Source organism: Thermobacillus sp. (genome assembly GCF_003390775.1).
Taxonomy (GTDB): domain Bacteria; phylum Bacillota; class Bacilli; order Paenibacillales; family Paenibacillaceae; genus Thermobacillus; species Thermobacillus xylanilyticus.
This window is the reverse complement of the sequence record NZ_QEWA01000054.1, coordinates 1-22908: the sequence shown is the minus strand read 5'-3', so window position 1 is coordinate 22908 and position 22908 is coordinate 1. Positions and strand designations below refer to the sequence as shown.

The 22908-nt window shown below is 65.1% G+C and carries 22 protein-coding genes; all 22 read left to right on the top strand.

Going from position 1 to position 22908, the window contains the following annotated elements:
- Positions 1–70 precede the first annotated feature (70 nt).
- Positions 71–2008, top strand: coding sequence for an asparagine synthase-related protein (locus C6W55_RS15580; RefSeq protein ID WP_286893714.1), 1938 nt, complete (start codon positions 71–73; stop codon positions 2006–2008).
- Between the two features lie 7 nt (positions 2009–2015).
- On the top strand, positions 2016–2144 hold the full coding sequence (locus C6W55_RS15575) for a paeninodin family lasso peptide (RefSeq protein ID WP_286893712.1): 129 nt from the start codon (positions 2016–2018) through the stop codon (positions 2142–2144).
- Positions 2145–2225: 81 nt separating this feature from the next.
- Positions 2226–3158, top strand: a complete 933-nt coding sequence (locus tag C6W55_RS15570) for an HPr kinase/phosphorylase (RefSeq protein WP_213484413.1) — start codon at positions 2226–2228, stop codon at positions 3156–3158.
- The gene (locus tag C6W55_RS15565; RefSeq protein ID WP_015255974.1) at positions 3155–3451 is read left to right on the top strand and encodes a lasso peptide biosynthesis PqqD family chaperone; all 297 of its coding nucleotides are present in this window, start codon (positions 3155–3157) and stop codon (positions 3449–3451) included. Before C6W55_RS15570 ends, C6W55_RS15565 begins: the two co-directional genes overlap by 4 nt.
- The gene (locus C6W55_RS15560) at positions 3448–3957 is read left to right on the top strand and encodes a lasso peptide biosynthesis B2 protein (RefSeq protein ID WP_286893709.1); all 510 of its coding nucleotides are present in this window, start codon (positions 3448–3450) and stop codon (positions 3955–3957) included. Before C6W55_RS15565 ends, C6W55_RS15560 begins: the two co-directional genes overlap by 4 nt.
- Positions 3954–5777, top strand: coding sequence for an ABC transporter ATP-binding protein (locus C6W55_RS15555; RefSeq protein WP_286893708.1), 1824 nt, complete (start codon positions 3954–3956; stop codon positions 5775–5777). Before C6W55_RS15560 ends, C6W55_RS15555 begins: the two co-directional genes overlap by 4 nt.
- A 231-nt stretch (positions 5778–6008) precedes the next feature.
- A complete protein-coding gene (locus C6W55_RS15550) occupies positions 6009–7988 on the top strand; it encodes a polysaccharide biosynthesis protein (protein ID WP_286893706.1) in 1980 nt (659 codons plus the stop codon).
- 32 nt (positions 7989–8020) lie between these two features.
- Positions 8021–8908, top strand: coding sequence for a UTP--glucose-1-phosphate uridylyltransferase GalU (galU, locus tag C6W55_RS15545; protein ID WP_286893704.1), 888 nt, complete (start codon positions 8021–8023; stop codon positions 8906–8908).
- Between the two features lie 6 nt (positions 8909–8914).
- On the top strand, positions 8915–10105 hold the full coding sequence (locus C6W55_RS15540; protein WP_286893702.1) for a glycosyltransferase family 4 protein: 1191 nt from the start codon (positions 8915–8917) through the stop codon (positions 10103–10105).
- Positions 10063–11226, top strand: coding sequence for a glycosyltransferase family 1 protein (locus tag C6W55_RS15535; RefSeq protein WP_286893701.1), 1164 nt, complete (start codon positions 10063–10065; stop codon positions 11224–11226). The genes C6W55_RS15540 and C6W55_RS15535 overlap by 43 nt, the downstream gene beginning before the upstream one ends.
- Positions 11226–12335 (top strand): glycosyltransferase family protein, encoded by a 1110-nt coding sequence (locus tag C6W55_RS15530; RefSeq protein ID WP_286893698.1) that lies wholly within the window; start codon positions 11226–11228, stop codon positions 12333–12335. The genes C6W55_RS15535 and C6W55_RS15530 overlap by 1 nt, the downstream gene beginning before the upstream one ends.
- A complete protein-coding gene (locus C6W55_RS15525; RefSeq protein WP_213484406.1) occupies positions 12332–13252 on the top strand; it encodes a glycosyltransferase family 2 protein in 921 nt (306 codons plus the stop codon). Before C6W55_RS15530 ends, C6W55_RS15525 begins: the two co-directional genes overlap by 4 nt.
- A gap of 18 nt (positions 13253–13270) precedes the next feature.
- Positions 13271–14356: an EpsG family protein gene (locus C6W55_RS15520; RefSeq protein ID WP_286893695.1), complete on the top strand. Its 1086-nt coding sequence runs from the start codon at positions 13271–13273 to the stop codon at positions 14354–14356.
- Positions 14357–14389: 33 nt separating this feature from the next.
- Positions 14390–14653, top strand: coding sequence for a hypothetical protein (locus C6W55_RS15515; protein ID WP_286893693.1), 264 nt, complete (start codon positions 14390–14392; stop codon positions 14651–14653).
- Entirely contained in the window at positions 14650–14910 is a 261-nt protein-coding gene (locus C6W55_RS15510; RefSeq protein WP_157373590.1) for a hypothetical protein, read from the top strand. Before C6W55_RS15515 ends, C6W55_RS15510 begins: the two co-directional genes overlap by 4 nt.
- An 85-nt stretch (positions 14911–14995) precedes the next feature.
- On the top strand, positions 14996–15751 hold the full coding sequence (locus C6W55_RS15505; protein ID WP_286893691.1) for a glycosyltransferase family 32 protein: 756 nt from the start codon (positions 14996–14998) through the stop codon (positions 15749–15751).
- A 190-nt stretch (positions 15752–15941) separates the two neighbouring features.
- Entirely contained in the window at positions 15942–17147 is a 1206-nt protein-coding gene (locus tag C6W55_RS15500; protein WP_286893690.1) for a nucleotidyltransferase domain-containing protein, read from the top strand.
- Positions 17144–18376 (top strand): glycosyltransferase, encoded by a 1233-nt coding sequence (locus C6W55_RS15495; RefSeq protein ID WP_286893688.1) that lies wholly within the window; start codon positions 17144–17146, stop codon positions 18374–18376. The genes C6W55_RS15500 and C6W55_RS15495 overlap by 4 nt, the downstream gene beginning before the upstream one ends.
- Positions 18377–18389: 13 nt before the next feature.
- The gene (locus C6W55_RS15490; protein ID WP_286893687.1) at positions 18390–19412 is read left to right on the top strand and encodes a glycosyltransferase; all 1023 of its coding nucleotides are present in this window, start codon (positions 18390–18392) and stop codon (positions 19410–19412) included.
- 26 nt (positions 19413–19438) lie between these two features.
- A complete protein-coding gene (locus C6W55_RS15485) occupies positions 19439–20596 on the top strand; it encodes a polysaccharide pyruvyl transferase family protein (RefSeq protein WP_286893686.1) in 1158 nt (385 codons plus the stop codon).
- A gap of 14 nt (positions 20597–20610) precedes the next feature.
- On the top strand, positions 20611–21861 hold the full coding sequence (locus tag C6W55_RS15480; RefSeq protein WP_353682047.1) for a glycosyltransferase: 1251 nt from the start codon (positions 20611–20613) through the stop codon (positions 21859–21861).
- On the top strand, positions 21819–22908 hold a 1090-nt coding region (locus tag C6W55_RS15475), incomplete at its 3' end, for a glycosyltransferase (protein WP_286893684.1). The genes C6W55_RS15480 and C6W55_RS15475, both read left to right, overlap by 43 nt.

The following is a 22908-nucleotide window of genomic DNA, read 5'->3' as shown; positions in this document are numbered from 1 at the left end:
CGATGTTTGTCTATTATTTTTTTTGGTGATTGTTCTCTATAAGGAACAAATGATGCGGCCGGAGGATGGTATGAGCGCGATCATCGGCATTTATGGCATACATGACAATCCGGCGATTATGGAGCAGGGAGCCGCCATGATGCAAGCATTGTCCCGGTTTCCGGCGGACGACGAGCAGGCATGGCAAGCGCGGTCGAACGTGTTCTTCGGCTGCCGCGCCCAGTGGATTACGCCCGAGTCGGTCGGCGAGCGCAATCCGCTGCATGATCCGGAACGGGGGCTGGCCGTCGTCGCCGACGCGATCCTCGACAACCGGGAGGAGCTGTGCGAAGCGCTCGGGATCGAGGCCGTCCGCCGCAGCGCCTTGACGGACCCGGAGCTGCTCCTGCTCGCTTATGATGTCTGGGGAACGGGGATGGCGGAACGGCTGGTGGGCGATTTCGCCTTCGCCATCTGGGATGAACGCGGGAGGAGGTTGTATGCGGCGCGGGATTATTCGGGCGCGCGGACGCTCTATTTTACCCGGGACCCGTCAAGCGGAACGGTCTGGCTCAGCACCGTCATGGCTCCGCTTCTCGGACTGCCGCATTTGCCCGGCGCGCTCAACCGGCAATGGATTGCGGAATACCTCGCCCTTCCGTACACCGTGGACGCCGTCGACGGTCGGATGACGGTCCACGAAGGCATCGAACAATTGCCGCCTGCCCATTACCTCGTTGCGGACGCGTTAGGCCGGCTGACGCTGAAGCTCTACTGCCGCATCGAGGAACCTCGGGAGAAACTGAAGCTCGGCTCGGATGCGGAATACGAGGAAGCGCTGCGCGACGTGCTCGGCGCGGCGGTGAAGGCGCGGCTCCGCACGCACCGCGGCGTGGGCGCGCATCTCAGCGGCGGGCTGGATTCGGGATCCGTCGCCGCGTTCGCCGCCCGCGAACTCCGCGCCAGGGGCAGAGCGCTGTACACCTTCAGCTATGTGCCGGTGGCGGACTTTACGGATTGGACGCCGCGTAGCCGGATGGCGGACGAAAGGGCGTATATCAGCGCCGTCGTCGAGCACGCGGGGAACATCGTCCCGGAATACTGCGATTTTCCGGACCGGAATCCGTATTCGGATATCGACGATTGGCTGGATGTCATGGAGATGCCCTACAAGTTCTTCGAGAATTCGTTCTGGCTGAAAGGGATTTTCGAGCGGGCCGCGGAGCGGGACATCGCCGTCCTGCTGAACGGTCAGCGCGGCAACTGGACGATCTCCTGGGGGCCGGCGCTCGATTACCAGACCGCGCTGCTCAAACGCCTCAGACTGGTCCGGTTCTATCGCGAGCTGGAAGGCTACGCCCGGCGGATCGGCGTCGGCCGGAGGCGGGTGCTCGGGTCGGTCTGGCGGAGGGCGGTCGGCGCCGGCGCGTCCGGCATGCGGCATCCCGTGCTGGCAAGCCCGCGCCTGCTCGAAGAAACCGGCGTTGTCGAGCGTCTCAGACGGCAGGGATTGCCTGTGCAAGGCAACGTGCGCAGCGCGTATGAGGCGCGCAGGAGGCTGTTCAAACAGACGTGCTTCTGGAACTTGAACGGCACGTACGCCACGAAACTGTCGCTCAGGTACGCCGTTTGGGACCGGGACCCTTCGAACGATCTGCGTGTCGTCCGTTTCTGCCTGTCCGTGCCGGAAGAGCAGTGCGTGCGGGACGGCGTCGACCGCGCGCTTATCCGCCGCGCTGCCCGGGGCTATCTGCCGGATAAGGTCCGGCTCAATCAGAAGGTGCGCGGCGCACAGGGAGCCGACGGCGTTCACCGGATGAAAGCCGCCTGGCCTGCGTTTATCCGGGAGGCGCAGGAGATGCTGGACGATGAAGCGATGCGCGACTACCTGGACCTGGAGATGCTTAAGGAATCGCTGCTCAAAGTGCGGGAAGCACCGAAACCGGAATATGCCTACGATCTCGATTTCCGCATGCTGATGCGCGGGATCATATTCCGCCGTTTTGTCAGATTACGGGGGAGGAGGTGAAATCCGCATGCGCAAGAAGGAATGGCAGGCGCCCGAACTGGAAGTGCTGGACGTTCGGTTGACGGCGGCAGGTCCGGGTAAGGCAAAACCGGACGGCGTACAGCCGGATGAAGACGAAGAAGTGCACTACAGCTGAACCTTGCAGCCTGAGCGGGATGCGGCCTTATAAGCGTGCCGCTTATAAGGCCCGTTCCCGGCCCCGGATGGAGTGTGAAGCGTGACCAGGACAAATACCGGCTATAGGTACCGGGCCTTCGGGCTCCGGATTGACAGCGACATCCCGCTGCCCGAACTCGGAGACGGCACCCGGCCTGACGGCGACGCCGATCTGACCGTCGTCCGCTGCGGCGAGGCGGAGCCGGAATGGGCGGAAGGCGGAGGCGGCGGCAGACTGTATGCGGCGGAAGGCATCGTCTCGTTCCGGGTTCCGCAGACGGCCGCTTTCCGGATCACGAACGGCAACCGGATCGAAGTGCATGCTTACAGCGGAGCAGACGAGGACCGGATCCGCCTGTACGTGCTCGGCACGTGCATGGGCGCGCTCCTGCTGCAGCGGCGCATCCTGCCGCTTCACGGCAGCGTCGTGGCGCGCGACGGGCGCGCATACGCCATCGTCGGCGAATCGGGCGCGGGCAAGTCGACGCTGTCCGCGGCGCTGCTGGAACGCGGATTCCGTCTGGTGACGGACGACGTCGCCGCCATCGTCTTCGATGAGCGCGGCACGCCGCTGGTCATGCCGGCCTACCCGCAGCAGAAGCTCTGGCAGGACAGCCTCGACCGGCTCCAGATTGCCGGCAGCGGGCTGAGGCCGCTCTTCGAGAGGGAGACGAAATACGCGGTCCCGGCGGACGGCGCGTTCTGGCCGGAACCGGTGCCGCTTGTACATATCTATGAGCTCGTCCATTCCGACGGGCAGACGCCGGAGCTTCAGCCGATTGCCAAGCTGGAGCGGTGCTATACCTTGTATCGCCACACGTTCCGGCGGTCGCTGATCGTGCCGTCCGGGCTTGCCGCCTGGCATTTCGAGACGGCGGTTAAGCTGGCGGAGAAGACCGGCATGTATCGGCTGATGCGGCCGGCGAAGGTGTTCGCGGCGCGGGAATCCGCGCGTCTCATAGAGACGCATGCCGATGGGGAGGTGAGCCGATGATCCAGCAGGAATTGATCGCGGCCGACTGCATCGTCGTCCAGAAGCCGGGCGCGATCGTCAGCGACATGAACGGGGAGAAAGTGATGCTCAGCGTGGAGAACGGCAAGTATTACAATCTCGGCAAGCAAGGCGGCCGCATCTGGGAACTGATCGCAAGTCCCATTGCCATCCCGGATCTGGTCTCCGCCTTGACGGCGGAGTACGACATCGACCGGGAGACGTGCGAACGCGATGTGCTGAAATTTCTCGCCTCGCTTCAGCGCGAGAAAATGATCGAGGTGACCCGCCGGTGAGGCGGTCGCCGGCCATGCCCGGCCTCTCGCGGGCGTCCGCCAGGGCTTCGCGCGCCGTCCGGCTGCTGCTGGACCGGCCGGACACGGCGGCGCTGCTTGCGGAGGCCTGGCTGTCTCTTGCGTGGTCTCGGCTGCTGCTTCTCTTCCCGTTCCGCCGGATTGCGCCGATGATCGGCATTCCCCGCAGCGAGACCGAGTGGCGGGAACATCCGCGCGAGCTTGCACAGCAGATCGACCGCATCGCCGACGCTGTCCGGATCGCCAGCCGTATCGCGTGGTGGGAATGCAAATGTCTGGTCCGCGCGCTGGCGGTCATACGGATGTTGAAGCGGCGCGGCATCGAGTACACGCTTTATCTCGGGACCGGCCGGGACGAAGCCGGCCGGCTGGCCGCCCATGCCTGGCTACGAAGCGGAAGCCGTTTTATTACCGGTGCGGAAGAGAGGAACAGGTTCACCGTCGTCGGCATGTATGCCGCCTTCGGGCGGAGCCTGGACGGGCCATGAAGGCGATGCTGCATGCGGTAAAGCTGCTGCGCCGATACGCCGGCGCGCCGCTCGCCCCGGTGATCGCCGGCATGGCGCTGGCGGGCCTGTTCGAAGGCGCCGGCATCCTGCTGATCGTTCCGCTGCTCGGCGCCAGCGGCTTCCTGGACGGGGCGCACGATTCGGTGCCGTTCCTTGCGCCGCTCCTGGGCAGGCTCAAGACGCTGCCTGCGGACAGCCTGCTGCCCGTTCTGCTGGGCCTGTTCGTGCTGGCCGTGGTGCTGCAGAGCGCGCTGCAGCGGCATGTCGCCATCCAGAGCACGCGGATCGTGAACCGGTTCGGACGGAACCTGCGGATCGAGCTGTTCGACGCGCTGCAGGATGCGCGGTGGAGTCTCTACCTGCGCAAGCGGCGGACCGACCTGATGAACGCGATGACGACCGAGACCGCGCGCATGCTGTATGGCATGGGGCTGGTGCTGCAGGCCGCGTCCGCCCTGATCTACACCGTCCTGCAGATCGGCATCGCGCTTGCGATGTCGTGGGCGCTGACGGCGCTCGTGCTCGCGTGCGGCGCGGCCGTGCTGCTCATCTCCCGCCGGCTGATCGGCAAGGCCAGGGCGCTCGGCAGCCTGACGTCGGAACTGGCGCAGGACTATCTGGCCGGCGTCCATGACCGGCTGCAGGGCATGAAGGACATCAAGAGCAACGACATGGCGGACGGGGGCCGCAAGTGGATTCGCGGCATCACGGAACGGCTGCTCCAGGAACAGCTCGCCTACATCCGGCTGCGGTCCGCGACGGACGCGGGCTACCGGATCGCATCGGCCGTGCTCGTCGCGGCGTTCGCCTATGCTGCCGTCCGCATGCTGCACACGCCGCCGCACATCCTGCTGCTGATCGTGCTCATCTTCGCCCGGCTGTGGCCGCGGATCACGATGCTGCAGACGCAGGCGCAGCAGCTCGCCTCCGCCGCTCCGGCGTTCGCATCCGTCCAGGCGTTGCTTGCGGAGTGCAAGCGGGAGCGCGAGACCGCTTCGCGCGGGGATGCGGCGCTGGCGGACGCGGAAGCCGATGCGAAGAGCGGGCAGCTCCGACTGGAGTACGGCATACGGCTGAGCGGCGTCGCGTTCAGCTATGAAGGGGCCGGCGGCCGAAAGGCGCTCGACGGCATCGACCTGTTCATTCCGGCCCGTGCGACGACCGCGATCGTCGGGCATTCCGGCGCAGGGAAAAGCACGCTCGTCGATGCGGTCATGGGACTCATCCGGCCGCAGGAAGGCGAGATCCGGATCGACGACGTACCGCTGACGGACGAGCGGCTGGCGGCGCTCAGGCGCAGTGTCGGCTATGTGCCGCAGGACCCGTTCCTCTTCGGCGGGACGATTCTGGACAATCTGCGGATGGCGCGGCCCGACGCGACGGAAGAAGAGGTGCATGAGGCGCTCCGGTTCGCGGCGGCCGAATCGTTCGTCAGCCGGCTGCCGCAGGGCATCCACACGCCGATCGGCGACCGGGGCATCCGGCTCTCCGGCGGCGAACGGCAGCGCATCGTGCTCGCGCGGGCCATCCTGCGCAAGCCCGGCATCCTCATCCTCGACGAGGCGACCAGCGCGCTCGATTCGGAGAGCGAAGCCGCCATCCTGCATTCACTGGAGAGGCTCAGGGGCAGCATGACGATCATCGTGATCGCGCACCGGCTCTCCACGATCCGGGGGGCCGACCAGGTCGTCGTCATGGAGCAGGGCCGCATCGTCCAGTGCGGAAGGTATGCCGCGCTGGCGGCCGACCGGAGCGGTCTGTTCGACCGGCTTCTCCGGCAGCAGGCGACGAGCGTGTAGCGGACGGCGCCGTTCGCGGTCGAATCCGCAGTCGCCGGGATCGCGGGAGAACGCGCCGTGCAAGGCTCCCGCGGTCGCCGGTCTCGACGCTTGCTTGCTTTAAAGCTGCGGTTTCCGCCGGACGGGGAAACGGAATGACGCCGGGGAGACGGATGACGCGCACCATGCGCGCCAGGGCGAGGAAACCGGACCGTTAAAGCAGGCAAGCCCGCACGGGTAAGGAGGAAGAACATGTCTTATCGCAGACGGTTGTCCATTCTGCTCTCGCTCGATTCCTTGATCGTCATCACCGCCATTTTTGCAGGCCGCATTCTGCTCGAGGCGTCGATCAACGTGCTGACGTTTCCGCTGATCGTCAGTTCGCTCGCCCTGCTCTTCTCGCACCATCTGTACGCATACTTCTACAAGCTCTACAAAAAAGCATGGGAATACGCGAGCATCGGGGAGCTGATCGCCATCGCGAAGGCGGTCACGCTGTCCATCGCGACGGCTGCCATCATCCAGCAGCTGCTCGTCAAAGACATCTACTTCCGCCTGCTGGCCGTCACCTGGATGCTGCACATGCTGTTCATCGGCGGATCGCGGCTGTGCTGGCGGCTGTACCGGAGCGCGCGCATGCCCGGCGGCGACGGCCGGAAGCGGACACTGATCGTCGGCGCGGGCGCGGCGGGCACGATGGTGGCGCGCCAGCTGCTCCAGCCGGGGTCGGAACTGAGGCCGGTCGCGTTCGTCGACGACGATCCGGCGAAGCACAAGCTGGACATCCTCGGTCTCCCGGTGCTCGGCGGCATCGACCGGATTGAGCGGATCGCACGGGAGAAGCGGATCGAGAACATCGTGATCGCCATCCCGTCGCTCGGGAAGAAGGCGCTGCGGCGCATCTTCGAGGAGTGCGCCAAGACGGAAGCGAAGACGCAGATCATGCCGAAACTTGAAGATCTGGCGACGGGGCGCGTATCGGTCAGCGAACTCCGGGATGTCGAAGTGGAAGACCTGCTCGGACGGGAGCCGGTCGAACTCGACATCGACAGCATTTCAGGCTATGTGACGGGCCGCACCATCCTCGTCACGGGCGCGGGCGGCTCGATCGGTTCGGAAATTTGCCGGCAGGTGGCGAAATTCCAGCCGAAGAAGCTCGTCCTGCTCGGACACGGCGAGAACAGCATCTACTCCATCGAGATGGAACTCAGGGATATGTACGGGGATGCCGGAATAGAAATGGTAACGGAGATCGCCGACATCCAGGACGCGCAGAAAATGATGCATGTCATGCAAATTCACCGGCCGGATGTCGTCTACCATGCCGCTGCGCACAAACATGTGCCGCTCATGGAGCGGAACCCGGAAGAAGCGGTGAAGAACAACCTGATCGGCACGATGAACACGGCCCGGGCGGCGAGCTTGCACGGTGTACATATTTTCGTCATGATTTCGACGGACAAAGCGGTCAATCCGACCAGCGTCATGGGCGCCTCGAAACGTCTGGCGGAAATGTATATCCAGTACATGGACGGCATCAGCCGGACCAAATTCGTCGCCGTCCGGTTCGGGAACGTGCTGGGCAGCCGGGGCAGCGTCATTCCGCGGTTCCGCAAGCAGATCGAAGCCGGCGGCCCCGTGACGGTGACCCATCCGGACATGGTGCGCTATTTCATGACGATTTCCGAGGCGTCGAGGCTTGTCATCCAGGCCGGCGCGCTGGCGAAGGGCGGCGAGATCTTCGTCCTCGACATGGGCGAGCCGGTCAAAATTGTCGACCTGGCGCGCAACCTGATCCGCATGTCCGGGTACGCGGTCGAGGACATCGGCATTCGCTTCACCGGCATCCGTCCCGGCGAGAAACTGTTTGAAGAACTGATGAATCCGGAAGAAGTGCAGGACCATCAGGTGTATCCGAAAATCCACGTCGGCAAATCGCAGCGCATTCCGATCCGGGAAATCGAGGATTTGGCGGAACATTTTGCGGAGGCGGACCGGGAGACGCTGCGCGCCTGGCTGCTGGCGCTGGCGAACGGACGCACGAAGACGGCTTTTGCAGCGGCCGCGAAGACGGCCGGAAAAGCGTCGCACGAGGAAGCTGCCGCAACGGGGGCAGCGGCTGCGCCGGGCGCTTCCTTCGCATCGGGCGTTGGTTCCGCGCAGCCGAAAGCCGCATCGGCGGACGGCCGATCCGCGGCGTCGCTTGCGCCGGCGGCTTCCGCCGTCAGATAACGGGCTGGCCAGAACATGGGAGGGATGCGAACATGAGCGTCAAGAAAGCGATCATTCCGGCTGCAGGACTCGGCACGCGTTTTCTGCCCGCGACGAAGGCGATGCCGAAGGAGATGCTGCCCATCGTCGACAAGCCGACCATCCAGTACATCGTCGAGGAAGCGGTGGCGTCGGGCATCGAAGACATCATTATTGTCACGGGGAAGGGCAAGCGGGCGATCGAGGACCATTTCGACAACTCCTTCGAGCTGGAGTACAACCTGCTGGAGAAGGGCAAGCTCGACCTGCTCAGCGAGGTGCAGAAGCCTTCGCAGATGGCGGACATCCACTACATCCGGCAAAAGGAGCCCCGCGGACTCGGCCACGCCGTCTGGTGCGCCCGCAAATTCATCGGCAACGAGCCGTTCGCCGTGCTGCTCGGGGACGATATCGTGCGTGCCGAACGTCCGGCGCTGCGCCAGCTCATGGATCAGCATGACCGGTACCGTTCGTCGGTCATCGGCGTGAAGCCCGTGGCGGACAACGAGGTGCACCGCTACGGCATCGTGGACGGCAAGCCGATCGACCACGGCTTCTACAGCGTGGCCGGGCTGGTGGAGAAGCCGTCCCAGGGGTCCGCGCCGTCGAATCTTGCCATCATGGGGCGGTATATTCTGAGCCCGACGATCTTCGACATTCTGGGCAGCCTCGAGCCCGGCGCCGGCGGCGAAATCCAGCTGACCGACGCGATCGCGAAGCTGAACGAGACGGAAGCGGTGTACGCGTTCGAGTTCGAGGGCACCCGTTACGACGTCGGCGAGAAAATGGGGTTCATCCGCACCACGGTCGAGTTCGCGCTGCAGCGCCAAGATCTTCGCGAGAGTCTGCTCGACTATCTCACGCAGCTGCTGCAGGAACAGCTGCACCCCCAGGCGCGGTGATGATCGATGGGTCAGCCCGCAGGCCGAATCCTGTTCTGCGCGACCGTCGCGCAGCACCTTGAGCGGTTCCACCAGCCCGTCATGCGATGGTTCAAGTCCCGGGGCTGGGAAGTGCACGCGGCCGCGGCCGGTCCGCTGGACCTGCCCTGGGCGGACCGCCGGTTCGACGTGCCGTTCAGCCGATCGCCGGCGAGGCTGACGAACGTCAGAGCCTACCGGGAGGTCCGGAGGATCATCGATGAAGGCGGCTACCGGCTCATCCATTGCCATACGCCGACGGCCAGCGCCCTGACCCGGCTGGCGGCGCGCGGGGCGCGGCGCGGCGGCGCCCGGGTGCTCTATACGGCGCACGGGTTTCACTTCCAGGCGGGGGGGCCGAAGCTGAGCTGGATGCTCTATTACCCGCTGGAGCGGATGCTGGCCCGGTTCACCGACTGCCTGATCACGATCAACGAGGAAGACTTTCGGCAGGCGGCGGACAGACGTTTCCCGGCCGGCCGCATCGTCCGCGTGCACGGCGTCGGCGTCGATCTGGAGCGGTTCGCGCCGGCCGATGCCGAGACGCGCCGCGGCATGCGCCGGCGGCTCGGCTACGGCATGGACGACCAGCTGCTCTTCTATGCGGCGGAATTCAACAAGAACAAAAATCAGCGGATGCTGATCGAAGCGCTTGCGCTTCTGAAAGACGAATTTCCCCGGGCGAGGCTGCTCCTGGCGGGCGACGGCCCGCTGCGCCCGGCCTGCGAGGCGCTCGCCGTGCGGCTCGGCGTCGGGGACCGGACCCATTTCCTGGGCTTCAGGCCGGACATCGCCGACTGGCTGCCGTCGCTGGATATCGCCGTTGCGTCAAGCTACCGGGAAGGGCTGCCGGTGAACGTGCTGGAGGCCATGGCCTGCGGGCTGCCGGTCGTCGCGACCTCGAACCGGGGGCACCGGGAACTGGTGAACGACGGCCGCAGCGGCTGGCTCGTGCCGCCGGGAGATGCCCGGCAGATGGCCGACCGCATCCGTTGGCTGCTCCTGAATCCCCGCGACCGCGCGGCGTTCGGCGGCGCCGGCCGGGGGATCGTGTCCTCTGCGTACGGGCTGGACACGGTAATGGCGGAGATGCGTGCCATTTATGCTTCAATTCTGGGTGAAATGGAGATTGGTACATGGGCGCAGAGACAAGAGTCCTTCACGCCGTCGTCAACATGAACCGCGGCGGCGCGGAGACGCTGATCATGAATCTGTACCGGCGCATCGATCGGACGCGGGTGCAGTTCGACTTTTTGACCTGCCGCGAAGGCGTGTTCGACGATGAGATTCGTTCCCTCGGCGGAAAGATCCACCGCATTCCCTGGATTACCGACGCCGGCCCCGTCGGCTATGTGCGGGCGCTGGATCAATTTTTTGCCGGGGACGGGCGGCGGTACGGCATCGTGCATGCGCACATGGACCGAATGAGCGGCTGGGTGCTGAGGGCCGCCCGCCGCGCAGGCGTTCCCGTACGGATCGCGCACAGCCACAGCACGAAGGTGGAAGGCGGCGCGCTGGCGCGGCTGTACAAATGGGCGTCGGGAAGGCTGATCGACCCGAACGCCACCGACCGGTTTGCCTGCTCGGAAGCGGCGGCCGTCTCGCTGTTCGCGCATCGCGCTGAAGAGGCGAAACTTATCCGCAACGCCGTCGATTGCGGCGCCCTTGCCTTCGATCCGGATGTCCGGCGCGCGGTGCGGGCCGAACTGGGCCTTCTTCCCGGACAGCTCGCCGTCTGCCATGTCGGGCGATTTCACCCGGCGAAAAATCATGCGTTCCTGATCGATCTGTTCGCCGGGCTGACGGAGGAGCGGCCGGATGCGGTGCTGCTGCTCATGGGGGACGGACCGCTCAAGAAGGATATCGTCCGCCGAATCGAAGCGGCGTCGCTTGAAAGCCGTGTTCGTCTTCTCGGCGTGCGCGGCGACATCGCGCGGCTGCTTGCGGCCATGGACGTCATGGTGTTCCCGTCGCTCCACGAAGGTTTGCCGGTGGCGCTGATCGAGGCGCAGAGCGCGGGACTTCCGTGCGTCGTCTCGGATCGGGTGACGGAAGAGGCCGACCTCAAGATCGGGCTGGTGACGCGCATTCCGCTGGAAGCTCCGGCGGATCGCTGGATTCGCGCGATCAAGGAAGCGGCGGCCATAGCGGATGCGGTTCACGTGCGCAGGGAGGCGGCGGAGCAGGTGCGCAGACGGGGCTACGATATCGGCGCTGTGGCGGCTGAACTGGCCGATTATTACGGACAAGCCTTCCACCGCCAGACGTCCGGTCCGACGGAGACGAGGAGGATCGTATGATGAAGTTGCATTGCCGGATGCGGCTTGGCTCAGTATCACAGCATCTCTATCAGATCATTGCCGGGTTCGAACTGTTGGCGCGGCACGGCGTCATCGAGCTTGTGATCGAGCGGCAGGCGAAAGGGGCGTGCGCGGAGCCGATTCCCGTCAACATGCTGGAAGTCACGCTGAACCGTGAAATCCGGCTGCTCTATGACCTGAACGACGGCTACGACAACCTGGTCGAGGAGCCCGAGCGGCTGTACGGACCGCTGCTCCGGCGCTACGATATCTGCTTCAAGCGCAGTTTCAGCGCGGTGCGCAACGCCCGGCTCACGCACGGCGGAAAGATCCGCCCGCTGGGACTGAACTACATGGTGACGATTCCGGGCAGCGTCGCGCATTGGCCGATGCCGCTCGATCATCCGATCGAGAAGATGAAGAAGCTGATCCGGATGCTGCCGCTGACCGTGCATTACTACGGCTGGTATACCGTCGAGAAGTTCGAGGACGAGCCGCGGCCGGAGGAACCGCCTCGTGTTTTGTTCATGGCGCGGATGTGGGATGTGCGGGGGGATTCCCCCGACATGCATCTTCCGGAGACGAAGCGGGAGGAGCGGCATTACATCAACGAGCAGCGCGCGCGCACGATCCGCCTGTGCCGGGAGGCGTTCGGCAGCCTGTTCCATGGCGGCGTCGCGCCGACCCCGTTCGCTGCCGAACATTATCCCGATCTCGTGATCGCCGACCGGCGGGAGGTCAGCCGGCGCGCCTACCTGAAGCGGATGAAGCGGTCGTCGATCTGCATCGCCACGATGGGACTGCATCAGTCGGTCGGCTGGAAGTTCGCCGAATACGTGGCCGCCTCCAAGGCGATCGTGACGGAGACGCTGCATTACGAAGTGCCGGGCGTCTTCGGCGAGAACCGCAACTATCTGTCGTTCCGCACGCCGGAGGAATGCGTCGAGGCCGTCGCCAGACTGATCCGGGACGAGCGGCTCCGGATGCATCTCATGCAGAACAACTACAACTATTACCGGCGCCATGTGCGGCCCGACCGGCTCGTGCTGAACAGCCTGATGGCGGCCGTGGAGCCTTCCCGGCAGGAGACGGGGGTGCTCGTCCAATGAACCGTGATACGGGGAAGCCGACGCTGACGGTGTTCACGCCGACCTTCAACCGGGCGTATGTCCTGCCCCGGTGCTACGAGAGCCTGAAGCGGCAGACGTCGAAGGATTTCGTCTGGCTGGTCATCGACGACGGATCGACGGACAGCACGGCCGAACTGGTGCGCGGCTGGATGGCGGAGGGCGAGATCGCGATCCGCTACCATTACCAGGAGAACCAGGGGATGCACGGCGCGCACAACGCGGCCTATGAGCTGATCGACACGGAACTGAACGTCTGTATCGATTCGGACGACGACATGCCGGAAGACGCGGTGGAGAAAATCGTCGCGTTCTGGCGCAAATACGGAAGCGATGATTATGCCGGCATCGTTGGGCTTGACGCGGACCGGGACGGGAACATCATCGGCGACCGGCTGCCGGAAGGCATGACCGCCTGTACGCTGTTCGGCCTGCATGCGGTCCATCGGGTGCGGGGGGACAAGAAACTGGTGTACCGGACCGATCTGGTGAAGGCCGTTCCGCCGTATCCCGTTTTTCCCGGTGAAAAATACTGCCCGCTCAGTTACAAGTACGTGCTGATCGACCGGATCCGGCCGCTGCTGCTCATGAACGAGGTGCTCTGCCGCGTCGAATATTTGCCCGACGGGTCGAGCCTCAACATGATTCACCAATACCGGCGCAACCCACGGGGATTCGCCTTCTTCCGGCGGACGGCGATGGAGGTGGCGCCGACCTGGAAGCAGCGGTTCCGCGAAGCGGTGCATTACGTGTCGAGCTGCCTGATGGCGGGCGGACGCGGCATGCTGCGCGATTCGCCGCGCAAAGGGCTGACGCTTCTCGCCATTCCGCCCGGCGTGCTCCTGTTTCTGTACATCCGGAGCACCCGCAGGTCGGCGCCGGTGACGGCCGGTCGTTGAGACGGGAGGCGCATGGCGATGACTGTCCTGTGGCTCAATCTGCTGTTCGTATTCGTCTGCGCGGCGCTCGCCCGCATGGCGCCGCTGGCGCGGCAGCCCGGGATGCTTGCGCCGGAGGGCGGCCCGGCACCCGTACTGAAGCCGAGCAAGCTGCTCGTGGCGGCCGCCGCGGCAAGTTTCGTGCTCGTGTCCGGGCTGCGCAACAATATCGGCGATACACCGTTCTACATGCTCAATTACTATCTGCTGAATCCGACGTTCGAGGGATTCAGCTTCGAGGGCGACTTCGGCTTCAGCGTGCTGTCGATCGTATTGAAGAAGCTGACCCCCGACCCGCAGGCTTTGGTTTTTGTGACGGCATTCGTGACGAATGTGCTCATCGTGACGGGGCTGTACCGGTATTCGCGGATGATCGAGGTGAGCCTGTTCCTGTACATTACGACCGGCATGTTCACCGTTTCGATGAACGGCATCCGCCAGTATCTCGCCGCGGCCATCCTGTTTGCCGGCACGCACTGGCTCATCCGGGGGGACTGGCGGCGGTATTTTCTGATCGTTCTGCTCGCGGCGACGTTTCACAACACGGCGATCATCATGCTGGGCGTCTATTTTCTGGTGCGGAGGCGGGCTTGGACGAAAACGACGATGCTGCTGCTCGCCCTGGCCGTGCTTGCCGCCATCGGATTCGACCAACTTTTCGGCGTCTTGCTCATTCTGATTGAAGGCAGCCATTACACGATATACGGGCAGTTCGACGAAGGCGGCGCGAATATCATACGGGTCGCCGTCACAGGTGCTCCTCTGCTCGTCGCGTTCCTCGGCCGGCACAAGCTGCGCAGCATCTGGCCCGAGAGCGATCTTTTCGTCAACATGACGATGCTGGGGTTCCTGTTCATGGTCATTTCGGTTAACAACTGGATTTTCGCGCGGTTCAACATTTATTTCGGCCTGTACAGTCTGGTGCTGTGTTCGTGGATCATTCCGCTGTTTGCGGAACGGTATCGGAAATTGGCCTATTACGGGCTTCTGGTGCTCCATCTGATGTATTTCTACTATGAGCACGTCGTGGCGCTGGGGCTCCAATATCGGAGCGATTATCTGTAACGGCTGCGGTGACAGGCCGGAGGTGACTTGTCAATGTCCTATGACGGCCGGGCAGAGGCGGCGGGCGTATCCGGCGGGCCGGTCGTTGTCCTGCACGTCGTGCCGGGCATCTCGGCGGAAGGAATCGGGACATTTGTCCTCAATATGCTGGAGCATCTTGATCGAAGCAAGACGAAGGTGCTGCTGGCCGTCACGACGGATTGGGAGCAGCTTCACGAGAGCAGAGTGCGGGAACTGGGAGCGGAAGGCGGGAAGGGCTGGGCATCGCGCTTATCGAGGCACAGGCTTGCGGCGTGAAGTGTTTCGTCTCGGACATGGTTCCTGCCGAAGCGGACCTCGGGCTATGCGTCTTCCTTCCGCTCGGGCAGAATGAAGTTTACTGGGCGGAGCGGATCTGCGAGCGGCTCAAGGCGGGCGGCGGCGGGCTTGCGCTCGATCCGGAGCGGGCAGCCCGGTACGACATCCGGAGCACCGTCCGGGAACTGGAGACGATCTGGCAGGCGAGACGAGGAAAGGCCGGGGGCGGCATTTCGGAAGGCGGATTGCAGGCGTGAAGGCGAGAAGTGTGCGGGGCGGCGGACCTCTTTTTTTCACGGATGATGCTGCTGCCGCACGGGGGTACGGAAAGGAGTGGCGCAAGTGGAGGGCAAAGCGGCGGACGGATGCCGGATTCCGAAGGTGCTGCATTATTGCTGGTTTGGACGGGGGGACAAGCCGAGGCTGGTGCGGAAATGCATGCGAAGCTGGCGGCGCCATCTCGGCGATTACGAGTGGATCGAATGGAATGAAGACAACTTCGATGTGGACGCCCATCCGTATGTCCGGGAAGCGTACGAAGCGGGAAAATACGCGTTCGTCAGCGATTACGTGCGGCTCCACGCGCTGCTGAAGCACGGCGGCATCTACCTTGACACCGACGTCGAAGTGCTCCGGCCGCTTGCGCCTCTGCACAAGCACCGCGCGTTCACCGGTTTCGAGGACGGCATCTATCTCCAGTCCGGCACGCTCGGCGCGGAGCCGGGACATCCGTGGATCGCGGCGCTGCTCCGCGATTACGAGGGCAGGCGGTTCCGTCAGCCGGACGGCAGTTTCGACATGACGACAAACACGTCCGCCATGACGCAGCTCAGCGAAGCGATCGGCCTGAAGCGGGACGGCAGCTTCCAGACGCTTCCGGACGGCGTGGCCGTCTATCCTCGCAGCTACTTCAGCCCGTACGATTATATCGACGGCCGCAGCTTCCTGACCGCCGAGAGCTACACGATTCACCATTTCTCGCAGTCGTGGCTGCCCGCGCATGTGCGGCTGCGCACCGGGGCGAAGCGCATCGTGGGCCGTGTGGCGGGGCCGGCGGTGATCGGCGGTCTGCGTCAGCTGTTCGGCCGGCATGTGTGAGCCCGGCGCTTCTGACGGAACGTGGTTTCGTCAGCGGGGGGGGGCGACGGGGCTGCGCAGCTGCGGCATACCGGGCTTACGGTTCCAACCGCCGTGAATTGACAGATCGGACCATGGGTGTTAATGTCAAGTTATGTTCATTATAAAGAACTACACCAGTCTAAATAGTGAACATCTGGAGGAGAGGGCGTTGCCTTCGAAACGGTTTCCGCGTTGGGACACGTCATCGTTCCCGGAGGAGCTCAAGGTGATGCTCGAGCTGCTGCGCGACCGGCGTCCCCCGGCGGTCTGCCCGGAACCGGATCCGTCCGACGGGTTCGACTGGGAGCGGTTCGCGTCGCTTGCCGTCCATCACCGGGTCTATCCGCTTGTCGTCAAGCGGCTCAAGCAAGGGTTGCAGGCGGATATGCCGCAGCATGTGCTGCAGCGGCTGGAAGCGCAGTGCCGCGACAACACGCTCCGCATGCTGCATCTGTGCGGCGAGACGAGCCGCATCGTCAGCCTGTTCCGCGATCGGGACATCCGCATGCTCGTGCTGAAAGGGCCGGTGCTGTCGCTCGATCTGTACGGGGATCTGGCGATCCGGCCGTCGGGCGATGTCGACCTGCTCGTGCCGCTTTCCGACATCGGCGAAGCGGACCGGCTGCTCCAGATGCTGGGCTACGTGAAGGACGATTACATCCGCACCGTGCTGGGCGATTGGCGCTGGCGCCACCATCACTACGCCTTCGTCCATCCGCAGACCGGCTCGAAAATCGAGCTCCACTGGCGGATGCATCCGTGGCCCGCGCGGGAACCATCCTTCGACGCGCTGTGGGCGCGCCGCCGGACAATGATGATCGGCGGCCGGCCCGTCGACCTGCCCGGGCTGGAGGATACGTTCCTGTTCCTGGCATCGCACGGCGCCCGCCACGGCTGGTCGCGCCTCCGCTGGCTGCTCGACATCGACCGGATTGCGCGGCTGCCGCTGCGCTGGGACCGGGTCGCCGCCGAAATGCGGCGCCTGGATTGCGGGCACATCGGCGGGCAGGCCTTGCAGCTTGCGGCCGGCCTGCTCGGCACGCCGATACCGGAAAGCGCCAGGCAGGCATCGAACCATCCGCGGGCGCGCGAGCTGGCGGAAGAAGCGCTGTTCTACATCGGCCGCGTCATCAACCTGCACAGCCCGCCGCTGCCGCCGGAGGTGGCGCGCCATCACAGCCGGCATCTGCTGAATCTGATGACAATGCGCCAGCGGCTCTTGTTCCGGCTCAGCTACCTGCATCCGTACCATGCGGACGCGGAAGCGCTGCCGCTTCCGAAGCCGCTGCATTTTCTGTATTACCCGCTCAGGCCGGTCATCTGGATGTGGCGGAAAATGCGGGTGCCCGTCCATTCGGGAGGCGACTCGGCGTGAAGAAGCGGGTGCTCATCACCCTGTACGACATGGAGATCGGCGGAATCGAGCGGAGCCTGGTCAACATGCTGGAGCATTTCGACTACGACCGGTACGAGGTCGACCTGCTCGTCTTCCGGCATACCGGCGAACTGCTGCCGATGCTGACGGACCGCGTCCGCCTGCTGCCCGAGGAGAGGGGGCTGGCCGCGTACCGCAAGTCCATCGTCGAATGCGTGAAGGACGGGCAGCTGCTCTCGGCGATCGTCCGGATGGGCTGCAAATACGGCTCGCGGCTGAAGGCGCTCCGCCATCCCGTGAACCGACGGGACGCCGGCGCCGGCTACATCCAGATGCAGCTTGTTTCGAAATATATGGCGCGGATCCAGCCGCGCCGCCGCGAGCGCTACCACGCCGCGATCAGCTTCTCATGGCCGCATGACTACACGGCCCGCAACGTCCGCGCCGACGTGAAGATTGCCTGGATCCATACGGACTACTCCGTGCTTGCTGTCGACCGTGAACTGGATCTGAACATGTGGCAGTCGTTCGATTTTCTCGCCTCCGTGTCCCCCGCCTGCACCCGCTCGTTTCTGAGCCGGTATCCGGAGCTGGAGGGCCGGGTTGTCGAGATCGAGAACATCCAGTCGCCGTCGTTCGTCCGCGCCATGGCCGATGAAGGCGGCGTGCCGCCCGAAATGGCGGACGATCCGGAAGACGGCGCGGGGGAGAAGCCGTTCCGCATCGTCTCCGTCGGCCGGCTGTCGTATGCCAAAGGCTTCGACCTGGCGGCCCGGGCGCTCCGGCTGCTGCACGACCGCGGGCTTGCGCACATCCGCTGGTACATCGTCGGATTCGGCAGCATGGAGGCGGAATTGAAGGAACTGGCGGCGGAGCTGGGGCTTCGGGACAGTTTTCGGCTGCTCGGCAAAAAAGCGAACCCGTACCCCTACATGAAAGCGGCCGACCTGTACGTCCAGCCGTCGCGCTACGAAGGCAAGGCGGTCGTCGTCACCGAGGCGCAGATACTCGGCAAGCCGGTGCTTGTCGCGGATTATCCGACGGCGGCGAGCCAGGTGACGGACGGCGTCGACGGGTACATCTGCCCGTCCGGACCGGAAGGCCTCGCGGATGCGATCGAGCGGCTGGTGCGGGACCGCGAGGCGCTCGACCGGGTCGCCGAAGGCGCGCGTCGGCGCGACTACGGCAACGCGGACGAGCTCAAGAAACTGTATCACATGATGGCGTGAGGGTGGCCGCAAAGTGGAAGTCAGTGTCATCGTGCCGGTGTACAACGCGGAAGCGCATCTGGAAAGCTGCATCGCCTCGCTGCGCGCGCAGACGCTGGAAGCGTGCGAGTTTATTTTCGTGAACGACGGATCGACGGACGGCAGCCGGCGGATCATCGAGCGGCACGCCGAGCTGGACGACCGGATCGTGCTGATCGACCAGCCGAACCGCGGCGTCAGCGCGGCCCGCAACGCGGGGCTTCAGGCCGCCGCCGGCCGCTACGTCGGCTTCGTCGACGCGGATGACGAAGTCGCGCCGGAATTCTACGAGACGCTGCTGGGTGCGGCGGAGCGTCACGGCTGCGACGCGGTGATCGCGGAGTTCGCGGAAGGCGAGGCGGGCCGCCCGGCCGCCTATCCGTTCCCGGCCGGCGTCACGCTCGACCGCTCCTGCATCACGAACCGGCTGCTGCCCTATTTCGTGGAGTCGGACCGCTGCAACTCGGTCTGCAACAAGCTGTACCGGATGAGCGCCGTGCGCCGCTCCGGCGCTTTGTTTCCCCGCGGCGTGGCGCTCGGCGAGGACGGCTGGTTCAACATGCTGTTTTTCGCCGCGGCGGAATCGGCCGTTTATCTCCGATACTGCGGCTACCGCTACCGTGAAACGGAGGGCAGCGCGACCCGGCAATGGCTCGACCGGGATTACTTCGCCAGGGCGCTGGAAGTGTACCGCGCGGAGCTGCCGCCGATCTACGCGGAGTTGATGGATGAGCGCGAGCTCGAGGTCCGCCGCTCGGCGAAGCTGATCCGCAGCGTGCTGGCGTACATCTACGTTTACTGCCGGCCGGCCGTCGGGCTGACGCCCGCGGAGCGGCTGCGGAAGGTGCGCCGGATGATCGGCCATCGCGATGTGCGGCGGGCGCTGGACGTGTACCGCGCCGCGTTCGGCGGCGCGGCGGGCCGCTACGAGCGCCTCATGCTGGGGCTCATGAAGCGGCGCTCGGCGCTCGGGCTGTACTGCGCCGCTACCTACAGCCGGCTGCGGAGCGGAGAATGACCAGCCGGACGGGAGGAATGATCGGGATGAATGTACTCATGTTCGCGCACGGCGGAAGTCTGAACCGGGGATGCGAAGCGATCGTCCGGTCGTCGGCCGCCCTTATCCAGTCGCGGATTCGCGGCGCGAAAGTGCTGCTGGCGTCCGAGCGCCCGGAGACGGACCGCGGGCTGAACGTTGCGGCGGTGTTTGACGGTTCGGCGCGGAAGCTGCGCAAGTATTCGCCGGAATGGATCGTATCGTCCGTCCGGGTCAAATTGCTGGGCGACGAGTCGTACGCGCTCGGCCGCATCCACCTCAACGTCATCCGGCGGATCAAGGACGCGGACGTCTGCTTGTCGATCGGCGGCGACAACTATTGCTACGGTGAACAACCGGGCTGGTACGAAGTCGATCGCCGGGTCAAAAAGATGGGCCGCAAACTCGTGCTCTGGTGCTGCTCCATCGGCGAGGAGGATCTGTCCGAGCGGAAACTGGAGGATCTGCGGCGGTTCGACCTCATTCTGGCGCGGGAGACGCTGACATACGATGTGCTGCGGAACTGCGGATTGGACAATGTCCGACTGGTCGCCGACCCGGCGTTCACGCTTCCGGGCATCCGGCTTCCGCTGCCGCCGGGCTGGAAGGAAGGCGACACGATCGGCGTCAACATGAGCCCGCTCGTCGCGGGGCGCAACCCGGCCGCGCTGGAGGCCGTGCGCGGGTTGATCCGTCATGTGCTGGAGACGACGGATTCGGCGATCGCGCTTACGCCGCACGTGATCGAGCACGGCAACAGCGACCTCGACACGCTGCGGCCGCTGTATGAGGAATTCAAGGCGTCGCGGCGGGTGCTGCTTCTGCCGGGCGATCTGAACGCCATGCAGGTGAAAGGCTATATCGCGCGCATGCGCTTCTTCATCGGCGCCCGGACGCACGCGACGATCGCCGCCTATTCCAGCGGCGTGCCGACGATCGTGCTCGGATACAGCGCGAAGTCGAAAGGCATCGCGCGCGATCTGTTCGGCCGGGAGCGGCTCGTGATCGACACCCGCGTGGCGGCGAACCCCGCCGCCGCGCTGATCGAAGCTTTCAAGGAAGCGGTCGCGGAAGAAGAGGCGCTTCGCGGCCGTCTGGCGGACGTCATCCCGCGCATCCAGGCGATGTCGCGCAGGTCGGCCGATTATCTGGCCGATCTGGCATGAGGGGCGCGGCTGCCGTGAACAAGAAGAAGCTGCTGTTCATCATGCCGAGTCTCGCCGCGGGCGGCGGAGAGAAGGCCCTCGTCAATTTGCTGGGCCGGCTCGACTACGGCCGGTACGAGGTTGATCTGTTCCTGCTCGATCACGGCGGATTGTTCATGGACCTGCTGCCGCCGGAAGTGCGCGTGCTGCCCTGGCCCGGTCGCTACGAGCGGTTCCGGCAGCCCGTCCTGCGCTCCGTGCTGTCGTCGCTGCGCGCGGGCGACCCCGGGCTTGCGGCCAGCCGCCTCCTGTATGCGGCGCGCAGCCGGATCGGGAGCACGGCGTCTGTGCGCGAGCAATACGGCTGGCGTTACCTGCGCCGGGCCCTGGCGTCCGCCGTCCCCGGCCGATACGACGCGGCCGTCGGCTTCCTGGAGAAGACGTCGACCTATTTCTGCGTCGATCTGGTGCAGGCGGAGCGGAAGATCGGATGGATCCATATCGACTACGACCGGCTCGGCATGGACCCGGCATTCGACGCCCCGTACTTCGGGAGGCTGGACCATCTCGTAACGGTGTCGGAGGAGTGCGCAGCGGTGCTGAAGATGCGTTTTCCCCGGCACCGGGACAAAATCCGCGTCATTCACAACATCGTCTCCCCCGGAACGATCCGGCGGATGGCGGAGGCGGAGACGGGCGACCTGTACGGGCGGCGGGAAGGCGAGACGATCATCGTGTCCGCCGGGCGTCTCCATCCGCAGAAAGGGTTCGATATGGCGATCGACGCCTGCAAGCTGCTGGCGGAGCAGGGGCGGCGGGTGCGCTGGTTCGTGCTCGGCGAAGGCGACGAGCGGGAGCGGCTGACGAAGTTGATCCGGGAGCGGGGGCTCGAGGAGCAATTTATCCTGCTCGGGGTAAAGGCGAATCCGTACCCGTACATGCGCCAGGCGGACATCTATGTGCAGCCGTCGCGGTTCGAGGGGAAGCCGATTGCGGTCGATGAAGCGAAAATGCTCGGCCTGCCGATCCTCGTCACCGACTACCGGGCGGCGGGGGGCCAGATCGTGCACGGGGAGAACGGGCTGATCGCGGCGATGGAGCCGGGGGCGATCGCCGGGGGAATCGCGCGGCTGATGGACGATCCGGCGCTGACGGAGCGGCTCAGGCGGAATCTGGCGCTTGAACCGCTCGGCACGGAAGACGAAGTGCGCAAGTTCGAAGCGCTGCTGGAAGGAGAATCGGAATGGACGGCCGGAAGCGGAAAACAAGCCTCTTGTTCGTCATGAATCATCTGCATTGCGGCGGCGCGGAACGGGCGCTCGTCTCGCTGCTCGGCGCCCTCGATTACGACAAGTACGAGGTCGATCTGCTACTGTTCAAGCGGGAAGGGGTGTTTCTCGCCAGCCTGCCGCCGGAGGTCCGGGTGCTGGAGGAGCCGTGCGCCTACCGGCTGTTCGACATGCCGATCGAGCGGGCGCTGGGCAAGGCGCTGCGCTCGGGCCGGCCCGACCATGCCCTTGCGCGCCTGATCGCGGGAGCGATCATCCGGACGGAACCGCTGCCGGCGCGAAGCGACCAGCGGATCTGGCGGTACATGGCCTGGTGCCTGCCTTCACCGGCGAAGCGGTACGACTGCGCGATCGGCTTCCTCGAGCGGGGGCCGATCTATTATGTGCTGGACAAGGTCAAGGCGGAGCGGAAGATCGGGTGGATCCACATCGATTACGACCGGCTCGGCATGGACCCGGCGTTCGACGACCCGTACTTCGGGAGGCTGGACCATCTCGTAACGGTGTCGGAGGAGTGCGCGGCGGTGCTGAAGATGCGTTTTCCCCGGCACCGGGACAAAATCCGCGTCATTCACAACATCGTCTCCCCCGGAACGATCCGGCGGATGGCGGAGGCGGAGACAGGCGACCTGTACGGGCGGCGGGAAGGCGAGACAATCATCGTGTCCGCCGGGCGTCTCCATCCGCAGAAAGGGTTCGATATGGCGATCGACGCCTGCAAGCTGCTGGCGGAGCAGGGGCGGCGGGTGCGCTGGTTCGTGCTCGGCGAAGGCGACGAGCGGGAGCGGCTGACGAAGTTGATCCGGGAGCGGGGGCTCGAGGAGCAATTTATCCTGCTCGGGGTAAAGGCGAATCCGTACCCGTACATGCGCCAGGCGGACATCTATGTGCAGCCGTCGCGGTTCGAGGGGAAGCCGATTGCGGTCGATGAAGCGAAAATGCTCGGCCTGCCGATCCTCGTCACCGACTACCGGGCGGCGGGGGGCCAGATCGTGCACGGGGAGAACGGGCTGATCGCGGCGATGGAGCCGGGGGCGATCGCCG